Source organism: Oceanobacillus chungangensis (assembly GCF_003369565.1).
Taxonomy (GTDB): domain Bacteria; phylum Bacillota; class Bacilli; order Bacillales; family Amphibacillaceae; genus Oceanobacillus; species Oceanobacillus chungangensis.
Genome location: NZ_PIOD01000011.1, coordinates 318,546 through 336,490, shown reverse-complemented (window position 1 = coordinate 336,490; position 17,945 = coordinate 318,546). Strand labels below are relative to the sequence as shown.

Below are 17,945 nucleotides of genomic sequence, written 5' to 3'. Positions count from 1 at the left end.
AAATGGCAAAAGCAGCAAATAGGAAAAGGGAAAGCAGACATTTAAAGCGATTTCACTATACAGTAGACCAAGCGATTGATAAACCATTTAACTGGAGGCAAATGCTGAGACTGTTACAGTATGTTAAACCATACGCTAAAACATACCTTCCGGCCGCATTAATCGCTATGTTACTCTCTACAATTGTTCGTTTAACTGTACCAATATTAATTGGAAAGGTAGCAATCGATATTGCAATCGAGCATAAAGATTTTACATTGCTAACTTATCTTGTATTAGGGATAGGTGTTCTTTACTTAATAAGCTACACTGCGAACGTATTTAGGATCAAATGGGTAAACAAGCTAGGGCAAAATGTAATTTTTGATTTAAGGCAGCATTTATTCTCACATGTTGAACGTTTGTCCCATCGTTTTTTTGATAGTAGATCAGCTGGATCAATCTTAGTAAGAATATTAAATGACGTAAACTCATTACAGGAACTATTTTCGAACGGGATTATCAACTTATTGATGGATTTTGTAACACTAACTGCAATTGTTGTTATTTTATTTGCATTAAGTCCACAGCTTGCACTTGCAGTAATTATTGTTATTCCACTTATGTTTTTGATTTCAACAAGATTAAGGAAGATGATACGCAGGACATGGCAGGACGTAAGGGTGCACCAATCGCGATTAAATTCACATTTAAATGAAGGACTTCAAGGAATGCGCATTACCCAATCGTTTACACAGGAAAAAGAGAATGCTGAATTTTTTAATGGCGTAAATGAGGGATATTTTAATAGCTTTAGAATCGCTTCGAAGCGAAGTGCGATGTTTCGCCCCTTAGTTGAGATTTGCGATGCAATTGGAACAATTATTTTAATAGCATTTGGAGCCTATCTAATCTTAAATGATACGATTCAGGTTGGTACGTTTGTATCTTTCGCCTTTTTCCTTGGCATGTTCTGGGGACCGATTTCCAGATTAGGACAGATGTATAATCAACTACTCATGGCAATGGCATCTTCTGAACGGATATTTGAATTTTTGGATGAAGAGTCAAATGTAGAAGAGAAGAAAGATGCATATGTGTATACAGAGATGAAAGGTCATATTGAATTTGACCATGTAGAATTTTCATATGAGGAAGACAGAATAGCATTACATGAAATTTCTCTGGAAATGAAGGAAGGGGAGACGGTTGCTCTTGTTGGCCATACTGGTAGTGGGAAGTCAACAATTGCAAACTTAATTAGTCGTTTCTATGATCCAACTAAAGGGTCTGTAAAGATTGATGGCGTTGATTTAAGAGATGTAACCTTGGATAGTCTGCGAAGTCAAATAAGTGTTGTTCTGCAAGATACATTTATTTTCTCGGGAACAATCATAGATAATGTTCGCTTTGGCAGGCCAGATGCCACAGATGAAGAAGTAATAAATGCTGCTAAGGTAGTTGGTGCCGATGATTTCATTCAACGTTTATCAAATGGTTATTATACGGAAGTAGAGGAAAGAGGGAATATATTATCAGCGGGTGAGCGACAATTGCTCTCCTTTGCTAGAGCACTATTAGCTAATCCCAGAATAATCATTTTGGATGAAGCGACTGCAAGTATTGATACGGAAACAGAAGTAAGAATTCAAGAAGCAATGCGCACGTTATTAAAGGGAAGAACTTCGATTATCATTGCTCACCGATTATCTACGATTAGGGAATCTGACACTATTTTTGTTTTAGAGCAAGGTAAGATAATCGAGCAAGGGGATCATGAAGAATTAATGAGCCAATATGGTAAGTATTATCATTTGGTAAAATCACAGTTTCAAATGTTAGACGCAATTTAATTAATAAATTGTTCAAGGAAATATAAAACATTCCAATTTTAATTCACAGACTGAATTGGTCATGTCTAGCAAGCGCCCGTTTAGCGACACTTTCTTCACCTCCGTACGTTGCTAAACGGGTCCTTGCGCTTTTGTTCTAAAAATGTGGTATGATAATGCTAAAGTTAGACAGACATGGGGGAACTATGATGAAAAAGGAATTTGCTGTAATTGGGTTAGGTCGTTTCGGCGGGAGTATTTGTCGTGAATTGAGTTCAGAAGGAATGCAGGTACTTGCAATTGATAAAGATGAGGAAAAGGTAAATGAATTTAAAAATATTGCCTCCCATGCTGTAATATTAGACTCGACTGATGAGGTTTCTTTAAAAGAAATTGGAATTTCAAATTTTGAACATGTGATTGTAGCAATTGGCGAAAATATTCAGGCGAGTATATTAACAACGGTAATTCTATCAGAATTAGGAGTAGATCGAATAACAGTAAAGGCACAAAATGATTATCATGAAAAAATATTAAATAAGATTGGTGCACATCAAATTGTCCATCCAGAACGTGATATGGGAAGAAGAATAGCGCATAATCTTATCTCAAATAATATTCTAGATTATCTTGATTTATCGGACGAGCATAGCATTGTCGAGGTTAAGGCAGGGCTCAAGATGAAGGGCAGAACATTAATTGACCTTGATATTCGTGCAAATTACGGATGTAACGTTGTTGCTATCAAACAAGGGAAATCGATAAATGTTTCCCCAATGGCTGATGAAGTACTGCAAGAAGATGATGTTCTAATAGTTATCGGAGCAGATATTGATATTTCAAGATTTGAAAAGAATCTAGTAATTGATGATTAAGTAATGAATAGGAAATAGTCCTTTTGTGAAATAGCAAAAGGACTATTTTTTATGATGTATTATTCCTAGTTGATGTAAAGTTCGAACTAACTTAACAGATGTTCTTGGGCCAGTCGCTGCGAAAATACACTACGCTTTCCTCGGGGGGGCTGGTGAGCCTTCTTGTGCGTCTCACCGAAGCCCTTCCTCCCGCAGGAGTCTTCGTGTATTATCTCCGCTTGGGATGTGCGAGTTAATAATTTTCTAAAATAGATAGAAGTGCATTTTCCTCTCTCATGGCTGTTGATTGGAACCGAGGACAGGAGACTCGTCGAAAATAAAAATATTTTCATCGTGCGATGTAACGCTGTCGAGGCATTTTTTGTCCTGTGGGAAAAGCTACGGCTGAAGATACATCTAAAGTGATTTTCTTTAGAAGGAGCAGACCGCGTTGCCCTCCAGATGCGCGACTTTCCGGAGCGAAAATCAACTTTGCGTCTTCTTAGTCCACAGTTTATCTAAACTTTTCCTTACTATATCAAGTAATAGCAATAACAATATTAAATTAGCTTATCTTAAACAATGGAAAAAGACCCGAGTTGTATATAAACTCAGGTCTTTTAAATATTAAACTTCCATAATTATTGGTAATACCATTGGACGGCGTTTTGTTTTTTCATAAAGGAATGGTGCAATTGTATCAGTAATTTCATTCTTAATTTCTGACCATTGGGTTGTTCTTCTTTCCATTACTTTAGATAAATGACTTGAAACAAGCTTTTGTGCTTCATTTATTAAGTCCTCAGACTCTCTCATATAAACGAATCCGCGGGATATGATATCTGGACCTGCCGCAATTCTAAATTCTTTCATATTAATACTTACAACTACAATTACTAATCCTTCCTCAGATAGGATGCGACGATCGCGTAAAACAATATTTCCGATGTCACCAATACCACTGCCGTCAACATAGATGGAACCTGAAGGGATTTTACCTGCTATTTCACCTTGTTCTTTTCCTAAAGCCAGTACATCTCCATTGTCCATGATGAAGACATTATCAGGATCGACACCACAAGCTACAGCTAGTTTCTCATGCTCTTTAAACATGCGGTATTCTCCGTGAATTGGTAAGAAGAATTTAGGTTGAATTAATCGTAACATTAATTTTTGGTCTTCTTGTGCACCATGTCCTGATGTATGCACGTTGTTTAATTTACCATGTATCACTTCAGCACCAGCACGGTATAATTTATTGATGATTCTTGATACACTGACCGTATTTCCAGGGATTGGTGAAGATGAGAATACGACAGTGTCACCAGGTATTAATTGGATTTGTCTATGTGTGCCATTTGCAATTCTAGATAAAGCTGCCATCGATTCACCTTGTGAACCAGTACAAAGAATTGCCACTTCATTGGCTGGCAAGCGGTTAAGCTGCTGGGCATCAATAAAGGTTTCTTTTGGTGCCTGAATATAACCTAGTTCAAGACCAAGGGTGATAGCTGACTCCATGCTTCTGCCAAAGACTGCAACTTTACGATTATACTTTATTGCCGATTCTACAACTTGTTGAAGTCGATAAATATTAGAGGCGAATGTGGCAAAGATAAGTCTACCATCTGCACGGCTGAATATATCATTAATACTTTCACCTACAACTCTTTCTGACATTGTATAACCAGGGACTTCACTATTTGTACTGTCTGAAAGTAAGCAGAGAACACCATCTTTACCAATTTCAGCCATTTTTGCAAGATTAGCTGGCTCACCGACTGGAGTGAAGTCAAATTTGAAATCTCCAGTATGAACAATATTCCCTGGTGGTGTCTTAACGACGACACCATATGCATCTGGGATACTGTGTGTAGTACGGAAAAAGCTTACGGAAGTTTTACGGAATTTAATAATATCATCTTCTTGGATAACGTTTAATTTTGCAGTCCTTAATAAACCATGTTCATCTAATTTATTTCTAATTAATCCAATTGCGAGTTTCCCTGCATAAATTGGAATATTTACTTCACGTAAAAGGAATGGGATACCGCCAATGTGATCCTCATGTCCATGAGTAATGAACAACCCTTTAATTTTATCTTGGTTTTGTACGATGTAGGTATAATCTGGTATAACGTAGTCAATTCCAAGTAACTCATCCTCAGGGAACTTAACCCCTGCATCAATTAAAATAATCTCATCTTGGAATTGTACCCCATACGTATTTTTACCAATTTCACCTAGTCCACCAAGAGCGAATACTGCGGTTTGATCGTTTTTTACAAATTTCATAATTAAATGTTCTCCAATTCAAAATTTTCGGATTTTTGTTCATACTCCAGATGTGCAGCATCCAATTCTTGGATAAGCTCGATGTTATAGTTGCGATCGTTTAATTTTTGGCGAACTTCGCGTACTGAGTTTGCTTCCACATATATACTTTTTGTTTTTTCACGAACAGGGTTTTCGCCCATGAATTCTTGGAACAATACTTTATAAATCATTCTATCTCTCCTGACCTAATTCTAATACTTTTTTATTTTTGATTCTTTTAATAAAGCTAGCACTATTTGTGATAGCTAAAACACTTTTATTAATTAGATGTTATTTATTTTCCGTAGCCATACTAAAATAAGCTTATTATGCTTCCGTAACATAACCAGTTAAGCTTGCAATACTAAATTCGTTGTGATTGGTGACATCAATGATAGTCTTTTTCAAAAGTTGTAGGTACACGTCCTTCTTTGCCTAAAAATTCCTTCCAGCGTTTCTTTAGCTTTTCTTTTAGGCGCTTCAGCATAATCATGCACGTCTCCTTCCAAATATTTAAGAAAAGCAACATAAACATCTACCGATCCAATCCCTCTTAACTATAGTATAGTACGATTTGAGGAAATTTGAAATACAAATCCATTATTTATCTAAAAATAAGTTCTAAATTCTATGGAATTTGTTGATATGGTTATGCTTTACAGTAAAATAATAATTATTCATTTGTAGGAATGATGCCGTTAAAATGAAAAAAGTGCCCGCTGTTGGACACTTCTCGAAAGTGATTATTTGATTTGCCAAGTTCAGCGAAGTATATCAACTTGGTATCAGACAGTTAAATTTTCTTTATTCAATTACAGTCGAATTATCTGGTACGGCGAAGGGAACTTCTGTATTAATATGGTCGTAGAACATTACACCGTTTAAATGATCAATTTCATGTTGAAAAACAATTGCTGGATAACCTTTTAATCTAAGTTTTACAGGATTACCTTCTATATCTGTTGCTTTAACTGTAATTCTAGCATGACGTGGAACATATCCTTCGACGGGGCGATCAACAGAAAGGCAACCTTCACCACCAGCCAAATATGACTGTTCGACTGAATGGCTAACAATTTTAGGATTTACTAAACCGTAGTTATACAGTTTTCCATCTGAATCCTCAAAATAAACTGCAATTAATCGTTTCTCTATCCCTAACTGTGGTGCTGCTAAACCAACACCAGCACGCAAATCATATTTAGCTGCAATTTCATCATCTTGACTATTTTTCAAAAAGGTAATCATATCAAGTAGAAGCTGTCTATCTTCATCATGAAGCGGTAACTCCACTTCTTTTGCTACTTTTTCTAATGAAGGATGTCCTTCACGAACGATGTCTTTCATTGTAATCATGGTTCATACTCCTTTTTCAATGTTTCAGAAATTATTTAAAATAAGGGCTGTTGTAGCTTTTTAAGTAATACTCTTAACCAACTCCAGCGACTCGTAATACAAGCCTAAGGTAACAATCTCATTTGTCGCTAAATAGGTTTTTCATGTTTATTGTTACATATAGTTACAATCTATATCATATTATTCTAACATAGGTTACAGGTTTTAATCATTTATTTTCCATTACGGATATTTTTGGAAAAATAGTAAATCGTTTATGGATGTTTTATGGTATACTGTAGAACATATTATTGAAGCAACATGATGTAGGAGGGTATTTGAATGAAGTGGAACGGTTCAATACTAATTGGGTTTGCAATGATGCTATTTATTGTATTTCTATCAGCTTGTAGTGGTGAATCAACACAGGTGCAAATACATAATCATTTAGAAGAAGCGGTTAACTTAGAAGAAGTGTTTGAATCGCAACAAGAAAATATTACAGAGTTAGAAACACAAGAACAAGAAATCTATAGTCAAATTATCGATTTAGGAATGGATGAATTTGAGCAAATTGTAGAGCTTGCAAAAGAAGCAACTGGTATTATTGATGAGAGGGCAGACAAAATAAAGCTTGAAAAGGAAAGTATCGATGCATCCAGAGAAGAGTTTAATAAAATCCGTCCACTAATTGACGAACTAGAAGATGGTGAATTAAAGCAGGTTGCAGATAAAATGTATGCGATGATGGAGAAACGATACAATTCCTATGACAAGCTGCACGAGGCATACCTACAGTCACTTAAGCAAGAAAAGGAACTGTACTCATTGTTACAACAAGAGGATTTAGAGCAAGAGACATTGACAGAGCAAATTAACAAAATAAATGAAAGCTACCAAAAGATATTAGATGAGAATCAGAATTTTAATGAATTTACAACGGAGTATAATAAATTAAAGAAAGAGTTTTACACGCAGGCGAATATGAATGTATCTTATGAGAGTGAATAAAAGTAAGAGGGCTGAAAATAGTTTCAGCTCTCTTTTTATTATGCGATTAACTTGTATTATAACAAAAATGGTGTTGTGATATAACAACGGCTCGTATAATGTATAATCATGAACGAATGAAATATGTAACACCTTTCATTGTTGTAAAGTATACACAACATTAATATTGACGCCATAAAAAAAATAGTCTATCATGAGTTTGTATTCATGATTGTACCATTCAAACTCATACTTAATAATATAACAGTTTAGTGAAATTGCATAAGTGTTAAATAAGTTTATAAGGGTACATCAAATATAGACCTTTTTTTAGTGTTAGTTTTTGGTAGTTGGGAAAGCTATCAAAGAAAATATTTTTAAGGATAGAAAGGATAGGTGACTATTTTGAAACACGTATTAGAAAGTGTTGAAAATCAGTTTGAAACATTCCAGATTCTTAATGAAGATGGAAAAATTGTTAACAAAGCAGATATGCCTGAACTATCAGATGAGGAATTAAAAGAGTTAATGCGCCGCATGGTATATACTCGTGTACTAGATCAGCGTTCGATTGCACTTAACCGTCAAGGACGTTTAGGTTTCTACGCTCCAACAGCAGGACAAGAGGCTTCACAACTTGGTAGTCATTTTGCATTAGAAAAAGAAGATTACTTATTGCCAGGTTACCGTGATGTTCCACAATTAATTTGGCAAGGACTACCATTACATCAAGCATTCCTATGGTCAAGAGGCCATTTTGCTGGTGGACAATTCCCTGAAGATGTAAGAGCGTTATTCCCACAAATTATTATTGGTGCACAATATGTACAAGCAGCTGGGGTTGCACTAGGAATTAAGAAACGTGGTAAACAAGCTGTTGCAGTCACATGGACTGGTGATGGTGGTACATCACAAGGTGATTTCTACGAAGGTATGAACTTTGCAGGTGCGTATAAAGCTCCGGCAATTTTTATTGCACAAAATAACGGATTTGCTATTTCAGTACCAAGAGAAAAACAATCATCTGCTAAAACATTAGCTCAAAAAGCTATCGCAGCAGGTATTGAAGGAATTCAAGTTGACGGTATGGACGTGTTAGCTGTTTATGCGGCAACAAAACATGCTCGTAACCGTGCTATCAATGGTGAAGGACCAACATTAATTGAGACTTTAACTTACCGTTATGGTCCACATACAATGTCTGGTGATGACCCGACTCGTTATCGTTCAGATGAGCTAAACTCAGAATGGGAAAAGAAAGACCCACTTATTCGTTTCCGTAAATTCTTAGAAGGCAAGAAATTATGGTCTGAAGAAGAAGAAGCAAAAGTAATTGAGGATGCTAAGAACGATATTAAAGAAGCTATTAAAAAAGCTGACCAAGCTCCAAAACAAAAAGTAACTGATTTAATCGGATTTATGTACGAAGAACTTCCAGTGAACTTGCAAGCGCAAATGGAAGAGTACCAAGCGAAGGAGTCGAAATAACTCATGGCACAAATGACAATGATCCAAGCAATAACTGATGCAATGCGTAATGAACTTAAAAATGACGAAAACGTGCTAGTTTTTGGTGAAGACGTTGGTCAAAACGGCGGTGTATTCCGTGCTACCGAAGGATTACAAAAAGAATTCGGTGAAGATCGTGTATTCGATACTCCACTTGCTGAATCAGGAATTGGTGGTCTTGCAATTGGACTAGCGTTAGAAGGATATCGTCCAGTACCAGAAATCCAATTCTTCGGTTTCTTATTTGAAGTAATGGATTCTGTAGCTGGTCAAATGAACCGTATTCGTTTCCGTACTGGTGGTACAAAAAACCAACCAATTACGGTACGTGCGCCATTTGGTGGTGGGGTTCATACTCCAGAAATGCATGCTGACTCATTAGAAGGATTAATCGCTCAAACACCAGGAATTAAAGTAGTAATTCCTTCAACACCATACGAAGCGAAAGGTTTATTAATCTCATCTATTCGTGATAATGATCCAGTTGTATTTTTAGAGCATATGAAATTATACCGTTCATTCCGTGAAGAGGTACCGGAAGAAGAATATACAATTGAACTTGGTAAAGCAGCAGTTAAACGTGAAGGTAAAGATGTGACAGTTGTTGCTTACGGTGCAATGGTTCACTCTTCATTAAAAGCTGCAGAAGAATTGGAAAAAGAGGGTATTGATGTTGAAGTAATCGACCTTCGTACTGTTTCCCCAGTTGATTATGAAACAGTAATGGAATCTGTTAAGAAAACAGGTCGTGCAGTCGTTGTACAAGAAGCGCAACGTCAAGCAGGTATTGCAGCAAATATCGTTGCAGAAATTCAAGAAAGAGCAATTTTACATCTAGAAGCACCAGTACTAAGAGTTACAGCTGCAGATACGATTTATCCATTCTCAGAAGCAGAAGATGTATGGTTGCCAAACCATCAAGATATCGTTGAGAAAATTAAAGCTGTCGTAAACTTTTAATTTTAGATAGGAGGTAATAATAATGGCATTTGAATTTAAATTCCCAGATATTGGTGAAGGAATCACAGAAGGTGAAATTGTAAAGTGGTTCGTAAATGAAGGCGATGAAGTAAAAGAAGACGATACACTATGTGAGGTTCAAAACGATAAAGCTGTCGTTGAAATTCCTTCTCCAGTAGACGGTACAGTTAAGAAAATCCATGTTGCAGAAGGTGAAGTAGCAACTGTTGGAAATACATTTATTTCATTAGATGCTGAAGGATATGAATCAGAAGAACCAGCTGAAGAAGCTAAGGAAGAAGCACCTAAAGAAGAAGCAAAATCAGCAGAAAAACCAGCAGCAGAATCAGCACCAGCTGAAGAATCTGATGGCAAACGTGTTATTGCAATGCCTTCAGTTAGAAAATATGCTCGTGAAAACGATGTGAACATTCAAGCAGTTTCAGGTACTGGTAAAAATGGCCGTATTCTAAAAGAAGATATTGACAACTATCTAAATGGTGGACAACCTTCAGAAGCTGCTCAAGCAGAGGATTCTGCTGAGAAGAGTACAGAAACTAAACAAGCTCCTGTCGTTTCAGAAGGTCAATACCCTGAATCACGCGAGAAGATGACTAATATCCGTAAAGCTATTGCTAAAGCAATGGTTAACTCTAAATCTAAAGCACCACATGTTACATTAATGGACGATATAGAAGTGTCTGCACTAGTTGCACATCGTAAGAAATTCAAAGCTGTTGCTGCTGACCAAGGCATTAAATTAACATTCTTGCCATACGTTGTAAAAGCATTAGTTTCAGCTTCTAAGAAATATCCAATTTTAAATTCTTACATTGATGATGCTACTGACGAAATCGTTGAAAAACATTATTATAATGTAGGTATTGCTGCTGATACAGACCGCGGATTACTTGTACCAGTCGTTAATAATGCAGACCGCAAATCAATCTTTGAGATTTCTCAGGAGATAAATGAATTGGCAGTTAAGGCTCGTGATGGTAAACTTACACCAGATGAGATGAAAGGCGCTTCAAATACCATTTCAAACATTGGTTCTGCTGGTGGTCAATGGTTTACGCCAGTAATTAACTACCCTGAAGCATGTATTCTTGGTATTGGACGCATTGCTGAGAAGCCAATCGTTAAAGATGGCGAAATCGTAATTGCTCCTGTCCTAGCATTATCACTAAGCTTTGATCATCGTATCGTTGATGGTGCAACGGCGCAAAACGCTTTAAATCAAATCAAACGATTATTAAATGATCCACAATTAATTATGATGGAGGCGTAAAACAATGGTAGTAGGAGATTTCCCAATCGAAGTAGATACGTTAGTTGTTGGCGCTGGTCCTGGCGGCTATGTAGCAGCCATCCGTGCGGCACAACTAGGTCAAAAAGTAACAATTGTTGAAAAAGGTGCAATTGGCGGGGTATGCTTAAACGTAGGTTGTATCCCATCTAAAGCATTGATTTCAGCAGGGCATTCATTTGAAAGTGCAGCAGGCAATGAAGCATTAGGAATTAAATCTGAAAATGTAACTGTTGATTTCACAAAGGTTCAAGAGTGGAAAGGCAGCGTTGTTCAGAAGCTTACTTCAGGTGTTGAAGGTTTACTTAAAGGGAATAAAGTTGATATCGTAAGAGGCGAAGTATATTTCCATGATGCAAATACAGTAAAAGTAATGGATGAGAATTCTTCTCAAACATATAAGTTTAACAACTGTATTATTGCAACTGGTTCACGACCAATTGAAATCCCTACTTTCAAGTTCTCTGACCGTGTATTAGATTCAACTGGAGCTCTTAACTTGAAAGAAGTACCGAAGAAACTAGTAGTTATCGGTGCTGGATATGTTGGTAGTGAATTAGGATCTGCATATGCTAACTTCGGTACAGAAGTAACATTCCTTGAGGGCGCTAAAGATATCTTAGGTGGATTCGAGAAACAAATGACAGCATTAGTTAAAAAACGCCTTAAAGCTAAAGGTGCAACAATTGTTACTGAAGCAATGGCTAAAGGTGTAGAAGAGACTGCTGACGGTGTTAAAGTTACTTATGAAGTAAAAGGAAAAGAAGAAACTGTAGAAGCTGATTATGTATTAGTAACAGTTGGTCGTCGTCCAAATACTTCAGAACTTGGCCTTGAGCAAGTTGGTATCGAAATTGATGAGAAAGGTCTTATCAAAGTAGATAAGCAATCTCGTACAAATATCGGAAATATCTATGCAATTGGTGATATTGTACCAGGTCTTCCACTTGCACATAAAGCATCTTATGAAGGTAAAATTGCTGCTGAAGCAATTAGCGGTGAGAAATCAGAAGTTGATTATATCGGTATGCCTGCAGTTGCATTTACAGAGCCAGAACTTGCCCAAGTTGGCTTGACTGAGCAACAAGCAAAAGATGCTGGTTATGATGTTAAAGTTGGTAAATTCCCATTTGCGGCTAATGGACGTGCATTATCACTAAACAATAGCGATGGTTTCTTGAAACTTATTACTCGTAAGGAAGACGGATTAGTTCTTGGTGGACAAATCGCTGGACCTAATGCAAGTGATATGATTTCTGAACTTAGCTTAGCTGTTGAATCAGGTATGACTGCGGAAGATATCGCATTAACAATCCACGCACATCCAACATTGGGTGAAATTACAATGGAAGCTGCAGAAGTGGCACTTGGTAATCCAATCCATATTATGTAGGCATGATAATAAATTATTAAAGGGATAGCTATAATACTAGCTATCCCTTTTGTTTTTTATTTGCTGAAAAGGGTATATTAGAAAGGTATCAATTATGGAATATTCTTCCGCTAATACTTTATGAATCTATTAGGATTAAGCAATCTATGTTAAGATTCAAGTTAAAGATTAATAAAATTGCTGAATTATTTTAAACTGAAGGGGACTTTGCTTGTGAAAAAAGTTGTAATTACCATTTTAATTGTTATGTCAATGTTAATTTTAGCCGCATGTAATACTGAGTCAGCTTCACAACCATCCATGCCGAGTGAAGAAGGAAAGAATGAGTCGAGCAACAATGATGAAGGGCAAAGTAGTGAAAAAGATGAAGTTTTTGAGGAAAAGAAACCAGAAGTGGAAGAGGATGAACTGAAGGAGGAAGAAGAGGAAGTAAATGCGGCATACAAAGTTTCTGATGATTCATCCATTGTTCCATTAAATGATGAGATAAATGAAAATGTTGTGTTATTAACCTTTGATGATGCACCTGATAAATATTCATTGGAAATTGCTGAAACTTTGAAATCAATGGAAGCAAATGCAATATTCTTTGTTAATGGGCATTTCATTAATACACCAGATGGGGAAGAGAAATTAAGGGAAATCCATGACATGGGTTTTATGATTGGTAACCATACATATAATCACCCATTATTATCATCAATTTCTGAAGAAGAGCAAAAAGAAGAAATTGTTTCGTTGAATAATCGAATTGAAGAAATAATTGGTGAGCGACCGAAGTTTTTTCGTGCGCCAAATGGTGTTAATACGGATAACTCAAGACAGGTTGTACAGGATGAAAGTATGGTTTTAATGAATTGGACCTATGGTTATGATTATTTTGAGCCCTATATGGATAAGGGCAAGCTAACCACTGCAATGGTAACTGGTAAAGGTCCTGAGGTTGATGTACCCTATTCACTTCTAAAACCAGGAGCTAATCTATTGATGCATGATAGGGAATGGACGGCAGCAGCACTTAAAGATATTATCGATGGGTTGCGCAAAAGTGGATATGAAATGGTAGATCCAAATTTAATTCAAACGAATTAACAGGTATTTATATAAATAAAAAGCAGTTCATTTTGGGGCGCTATAACAGCTTGTTATAGCGCCTGTATTATTATTTATATCCCGTTATAATAGCTTATATATTTATATGTATGTCTAATATTATAATAAATATTTTAATATGTTATACTATTTAGGGTTGATTTATTAAATGTGTTATATTATAATGTGAATACGCTATCAAATAGATTATAAAGGGGATGGGCTAATGGGAACGATTATTTGTCAAGATTGTCAGCAAGTTATTGAAAACTATGACGATGAAAAAGTAACAACTCTTTATAGTACATGTCCTAGCTGTGAAAAATAACAAAAAGTACACAGCAAAATAAAAAGTTCAGGCAGATTTTTTCACTGAATTATACATTGTTTCAATTCAACTTAATAAATCGCGAATGACAACAGCTACTTACTATATTGTAGCTGTTTTTCTTTTTAAAGACGCCTTTAGAATTGCTCAATAAGTAGTTAGGATTACAAAGATATTATAAGTATTGACGAGATTCGTTCAATTACTAAACTAGAAATCCTAATATTCTTAGAAAAAGAGTTCTGAGGATGTCATTTTACATAGTACGAATATACAGGTTCAGCATGTTACTATTAATTAAGTCAAATTAAATAAGGGGGAGTTATTGTGAATCTTAATACGAGGGTTACAGCATTACTTAACATTAAGTATCCTATTATTCAGGGGGGGCTTGCTTATTTGGCATATTCTGACTTAGCTGCAGCAGTCTCAAATGCTGGCGGTTTAGGGCAGATTACAGCAATGAGCTTGCCAGGACCTGATCAATTAAGAAAAGAAATTAAACGTGTTAAAATCTTAACGAATAAACCATTCGGTGTAAATTTTGCGATAGGTCAACATGGTAGACCATTTGCTGACATGGTTAACGTAGCAATTGAAGAGAAAGTTCCAGTCATCTCTGTTACCGGGGGAAATCCGAAAGCGGTAATCGAAATGACGAAGGGTCATGATATAAAAACATTAGTACTTGTGGCTGCTAAACGACAGGCGATTAAGGCGGAGGAATTAGGTGCAGATGCAGTAATGGTAGTAGGGCAGGAAGGTGGAGGACATTTGGGAAGAAGTGATATGGGGACCTTTGTACTAACGCCAGAAGTTGTAGATTATCTGTCCATACCTGTAATTGCATCAGGAGGAATTGTCGATGGTCGGGGGTTAATGGCCGCTCTCAGTTTAGGTGCAGAAGGGATAGAGATGGGTACGAGATTTATCGCTACGAAGGAATGTATTGCTGCACATCCAGATTACAAGCAGGCAATTATAGATGCTGATGAAAATAGTACGGTTGTAATTAAACGTTCTATAGGAGCGCCTGCAAGAGCATTGAGAAATTCATGGACAGAGGAAATATTAGCAATTGAAAAATTAGCAAAAGGATATGAATCCATGAAAGAATACATTAGTGGTAATGCGAATAAACGATATATTTATGATGGAGATATTAATGGATTTGGCTGGGCAGGGCAATCCTCTGTTAGAATCCATGATATACCGACCGTTGAGGTGTTAATTCGTTCCATAGTTTCTGACGCAGAGGCGATTAGGAATGCTTGGAATTAAAGTAAAGCTATTGAAACAAAGTGAGGCAGATGATGGATCTGCCTCACTTTGTTATTCTCGACTGCAATGCAATACGATAGAGTGGAATCAATTTATCGTATGTATCTTTAACAGTTTGTATAAATTTTTCACCGTCTTTGATACGTGAATCGTTGAATGGAAGCTGCAGACCAATTAAAAATTCTGCTTTCTTCACATCTCGAAATCTCTCCAATTGTTTCATCTGCAAATCTTCTAGGTTAATAGAATCCTTCTTCATATGATCCATCGAAATGACGAAATTATCAGGAAGCTGCTTAATCTCATCATAATGCTTGATTAGTGATTCTGCAATTTCCTTCTTATAAGGTAGTTCATAAATAAGTGCCATCCAGACGAATACATGATCATCAAATAAACCAACCTGAAAATGTGGATGTTGTTTATACCCACGTTTATTATCAGCAATAGCTAACCAAGTATCGTTCGGTGGATTCACAGTTCTTCTAGCATGTCTAGCAATATGTAAATACACTTCGTTTCCTAATTGAGCGGATAGGTAATCTACTAATTCACTACCAATTTCTTGAAATTTGGGCTGAATTCTTGTTTGGATTGCTTCCATTCTTGTATCCAGTCCTTTGAGTTGAAACGTATCAAAATCACGTTCTGTAAAACCTGTAAAAGCCAAATTCTTCACCTTCCAATAGATTGAAAATGTAATGATAATTATTAGGTATTGATTAGGGGAAGTCAAGTAATATCAACCTGTATCCAGAGAATATAATTGAGCAATGTTTAAATATGGCCCAATTTGGGAAAAGATATAAAATAAATAGCGGATTTCTGAAAATTAGATGAACGAATCACAGTGTAAATCATAAAATATAAGAAAGTAAAATCGATGGCAAAGACCTAAATGAAAGGTTGTGAACAAAGTGAAATATGTAATGGAAGCAATAAAGAGAAAAGAAGCGGAAGAAAAGCTACCGGTTATTCGAATGGAAATTGATTATGAATTAGTTACATTGTTTGATGCAATGCAGCAGAAAGATAGTTTACAAATTATTAAAACAAAAGAGCGACTAGAATCACTGAGAAGCCAGATGCTTGAGATAGAAAATGAAGCATAGCTAAGATTCTAGATAGATTAATATGACGCACCCCATTCTATTTGATACAATATTAATATCAGGTAAATGGGGGTATATTGATGAATACAGAAGAACGAAAAGCAATATATAATCAAGCTAAGGAATGGGTATTAGAAGCAGGTAAAAATATAAGAGCAAAAATTGATGATCCATTAATAATCGATACAAAGTCAAATCCAAATGATCTTGTTACAACAATGGATAAAGAAACTGAAGCATATTTTGTTGGGAAAATAAATCAAATTTTTCCTGAACACCATATTATTGGTGAAGAAGGATATGGAGATAAGCTCACATCTTTAGATGGTACGGTATGGATTATTGATCCGATTGATGGGACGATGAATTTTGTCCACCAGAAGCGAAATTTTGCAATATCTGTAGGTATTTATCATGATGGAATCGGTGAAATTGGATTAATTTACGACGTAATGGAAGACAATTTATATCATGCAAAGAGAACGGAAGGCGCATATAAAAACGAGAATAAATTAGCACCATTAGCGCAGAATGTAAGATTTGATGAAGCAATCATTGGGTTAAATCATTATTGGTTATGTGAAAATCGTTTAGTAGATGAGTTGGTAATGCAACAGTTCGTTCGTAAGATAAGAGGAAGCAGAACATATGGATCGGCAGCACTTGAATTTGCATATGTAGCAGAAGGAATTATTAATGGGTATTTAACAATGAGTCTTGCTCCGTGGGATATCGCTGCGGGAATTGTTATTGTAAATGAAGTTGGCGGAGTGACAACTGATATTGATGGTGCTACCCTCGATATGTTGGAGAAGAATTCCGTACTGACTTGTAACCAAGGTTTGCAACAGGAGATTATTCAGTTTATTGAGAAAGGAAGAAAGTGACAATACATCATGTCACTTTCTTTTTTCTTGCTATGCCAATGGACATTAGTGAGAATCCTAAAATTAAAAATATCAAGATAAGCCAGATGTTACGTAATGCGATTGAAAGTCCTACTCCAAGAAACATTGCAATTACTAGCATAGATAGCAGCAACATTGGAACATTAACTCTTTTCACGTTTTATACACCTCTTTTAATGTATTTATTCTGTAATCAAATCCATTCCAATGCTAATAATTTAAGTATATAGTAAAATGTAAAGGGATTCAAAAATACAGCAGTCGAAATCATAAACATTAACTGGCAGGAAATGAGAAGATTTAGTATGATATACGAAGAGTTTGAATTGTTGCAAGTTAGATGAAAGGTTTTACTATTCTATATAAAGCGATAATTGTAGTTCGATAAACTAGAAAAGTGAATTGATTTTAGTAACAATTTATATGAAATGGGGGAAGAGATTGAGTATATTTTTTGATTTGATTTTAGAAAACAATGGTACAGATAATATTTTCTGGATATTCTATTTTATGAATCTTGTTCTTGCAGCAATTGCTTTTAAGTTAGGTTTTGCCAGAAAACTTTCACTATTAAAAAATATATTCGTTTACGCAATGCTCTTTGTTGGTACATATATTATAACGGTTTTCAGTGTTTTAAGGATGCCAATGACGGAAAGTTTGATTATTATCATAATCGTACTTGCAATCTATCGTATGAGGCTCCATTTTCAGCGTAAGGCTAATCATAATGCATAAAAAAATGCC

Annotated in this window: 18 protein-coding genes; 13 read left to right on the top strand and 5 right to left on the bottom strand. The window is 35.9% G+C overall.

What is annotated here, in order from left to right; translation table 11 throughout:
* Window positions 1–2 precede the first annotated feature (2 nt).
* On the top strand, window positions 3–1,832 hold the full coding sequence (locus CWR45_RS11695) for an ABC transporter ATP-binding protein (RefSeq protein ID WP_115750039.1): 1,830 nt from the start codon (window positions 3–5) through the stop codon (window positions 1,830–1,832).
* A gap of 188 nt (window positions 1,833–2,020) precedes the next feature.
* The gene (locus CWR45_RS11690; RefSeq protein WP_115750038.1) at window positions 2,021–2,686 is read left to right on the top strand and encodes a potassium channel family protein; all 666 of its coding nucleotides are present in this window, start codon (window positions 2,021–2,023) and stop codon (window positions 2,684–2,686) included.
* Window positions 2,687–3,292: 606 nt separating this feature from the next.
* On the opposite strand, the gene rnjA is transcribed toward CWR45_RS11690, so the two are convergent.
* The 3 genes from rnjA to def form a co-directional block, all read right to left on the bottom strand.
* Window positions 3,293–4,960 carry a ribonuclease J1 gene (gene rnjA / locus CWR45_RS11685; RefSeq protein WP_115750037.1) on the bottom strand — a complete coding sequence of 556 codons (1,668 nt, stop codon included), beginning with the start codon at window positions 4,958–4,960 and terminating at the stop codon, window positions 3,293–3,295.
* Between the two features lie 2 nt (window positions 4,961–4,962).
* A complete protein-coding gene (locus tag CWR45_RS11680) occupies window positions 4,963–5,172 on the bottom strand; it encodes a DNA-dependent RNA polymerase subunit epsilon (RefSeq protein WP_115750036.1) in 210 nt (69 codons plus the stop codon).
* Window positions 5,173–5,785: 613 nt separating this feature from the next.
* Window positions 5,786–6,337 (bottom strand): peptide deformylase, encoded by a 552-nt coding sequence (gene def, locus CWR45_RS11675; RefSeq protein WP_115750035.1) that lies wholly within the window; start codon window positions 6,335–6,337, stop codon window positions 5,786–5,788.
* Between the two features lie 321 nt (window positions 6,338–6,658).
* Between def and CWR45_RS11670 the strand changes: the two genes are divergently transcribed.
* The 8 genes from CWR45_RS11670 to CWR45_RS11635 all read left to right on the top strand — a co-directional run bounded on the left by CWR45_RS11670 (window position 6,659) and on the right by CWR45_RS11635 (window position 15,178).
* Window positions 6,659–7,327 carry a YkyA family protein gene (locus tag CWR45_RS11670; protein WP_170138846.1) on the top strand — a complete coding sequence of 223 codons (669 nt, stop codon included), beginning with the start codon at window positions 6,659–6,661 and terminating at the stop codon, window positions 7,325–7,327.
* 384 nt (window positions 7,328–7,711) lie between these two features.
* The gene (pdhA, locus tag CWR45_RS11665) at window positions 7,712–8,794 is read left to right on the top strand and encodes a pyruvate dehydrogenase (acetyl-transferring) E1 component subunit alpha (RefSeq protein WP_115750034.1); all 1,083 of its coding nucleotides are present in this window, start codon (window positions 7,712–7,714) and stop codon (window positions 8,792–8,794) included.
* A gap of 3 nt (window positions 8,795–8,797) precedes the next feature.
* Complete coding sequence (locus tag CWR45_RS11660; protein WP_115750033.1) at window positions 8,798–9,775, top strand: alpha-ketoacid dehydrogenase subunit beta; 978 nt, start codon at window positions 8,798–8,800, stop codon at window positions 9,773–9,775.
* Window positions 9,776–9,797: 22 nt separating this feature from the next.
* Entirely contained in the window at window positions 9,798–11,066 is a 1,269-nt protein-coding gene (locus tag CWR45_RS11655) for a dihydrolipoamide acetyltransferase family protein (RefSeq protein WP_115750032.1), read from the top strand.
* A gap of 4 nt (window positions 11,067–11,070) precedes the next feature.
* Window positions 11,071–12,477, top strand: a complete 1,407-nt coding sequence (lpdA, locus tag CWR45_RS11650; protein WP_115750031.1) for a dihydrolipoyl dehydrogenase — start codon at window positions 11,071–11,073, stop codon at window positions 12,475–12,477.
* 213 nt (window positions 12,478–12,690) lie between these two features.
* Complete coding sequence (locus tag CWR45_RS11645) at window positions 12,691–13,569, top strand: polysaccharide deacetylase family protein (protein WP_245975410.1); 879 nt, start codon at window positions 12,691–12,693, stop codon at window positions 13,567–13,569.
* Between the two features lie 226 nt (window positions 13,570–13,795).
* Entirely contained in the window at window positions 13,796–13,897 is a 102-nt protein-coding gene (locus CWR45_RS11640) for a GapA-binding peptide SR1P (RefSeq protein ID WP_114916248.1), read from the top strand.
* A 327-nt stretch (window positions 13,898–14,224) separates the two neighbouring features.
* Window positions 14,225–15,178 carry an NAD(P)H-dependent flavin oxidoreductase gene (locus CWR45_RS11635; RefSeq protein ID WP_115750030.1) on the top strand — a complete coding sequence of 318 codons (954 nt, stop codon included), beginning with the start codon at window positions 14,225–14,227 and terminating at the stop codon, window positions 15,176–15,178.
* Window positions 15,179–15,221: 43 nt separating this feature from the next.
* Here the strand turns inward: CWR45_RS11635 and CWR45_RS11630 are convergent, their stop codons facing one another.
* Window positions 15,222–15,848, bottom strand: coding sequence for a YktB family protein (locus CWR45_RS11630; protein WP_115750029.1), 627 nt, complete (start codon window positions 15,846–15,848; stop codon window positions 15,222–15,224).
* A gap of 247 nt (window positions 15,849–16,095) precedes the next feature.
* Here CWR45_RS11630 and CWR45_RS11625 point away from each other — a divergent pair, with 247 nt between their 5' ends.
* The gene (locus CWR45_RS11625; RefSeq protein ID WP_115750028.1) at window positions 16,096–16,290 is read left to right on the top strand and encodes a hypothetical protein; all 195 of its coding nucleotides are present in this window, start codon (window positions 16,096–16,098) and stop codon (window positions 16,288–16,290) included.
* Between the two features lie 80 nt (window positions 16,291–16,370).
* Entirely contained in the window at window positions 16,371–17,177 is an 807-nt protein-coding gene (locus CWR45_RS11620; RefSeq protein ID WP_115750027.1) for an inositol monophosphatase family protein, read from the top strand.
* A gap of 7 nt (window positions 17,178–17,184) precedes the next feature.
* Here CWR45_RS11620 and CWR45_RS19840 read toward each other — a convergent pair whose 3' ends face one another.
* Window positions 17,185–17,355 (bottom strand): DUF5325 family protein, encoded by a 171-nt coding sequence (locus CWR45_RS19840; RefSeq protein ID WP_170138845.1) that lies wholly within the window; start codon window positions 17,353–17,355, stop codon window positions 17,185–17,187.
* Window positions 17,356–17,639: 284 nt separating this feature from the next.
* Here CWR45_RS19840 and CWR45_RS11615 point away from each other — a divergent pair, with 284 nt between their 5' ends.
* Window positions 17,640–17,936: a YlaH-like family protein gene (locus CWR45_RS11615; protein ID WP_115750026.1), complete on the top strand. Its 297-nt coding sequence runs from the start codon at window positions 17,640–17,642 to the stop codon at window positions 17,934–17,936.
* The last annotated feature ends 9 nt before the right edge of the window (window positions 17,937–17,945 follow it).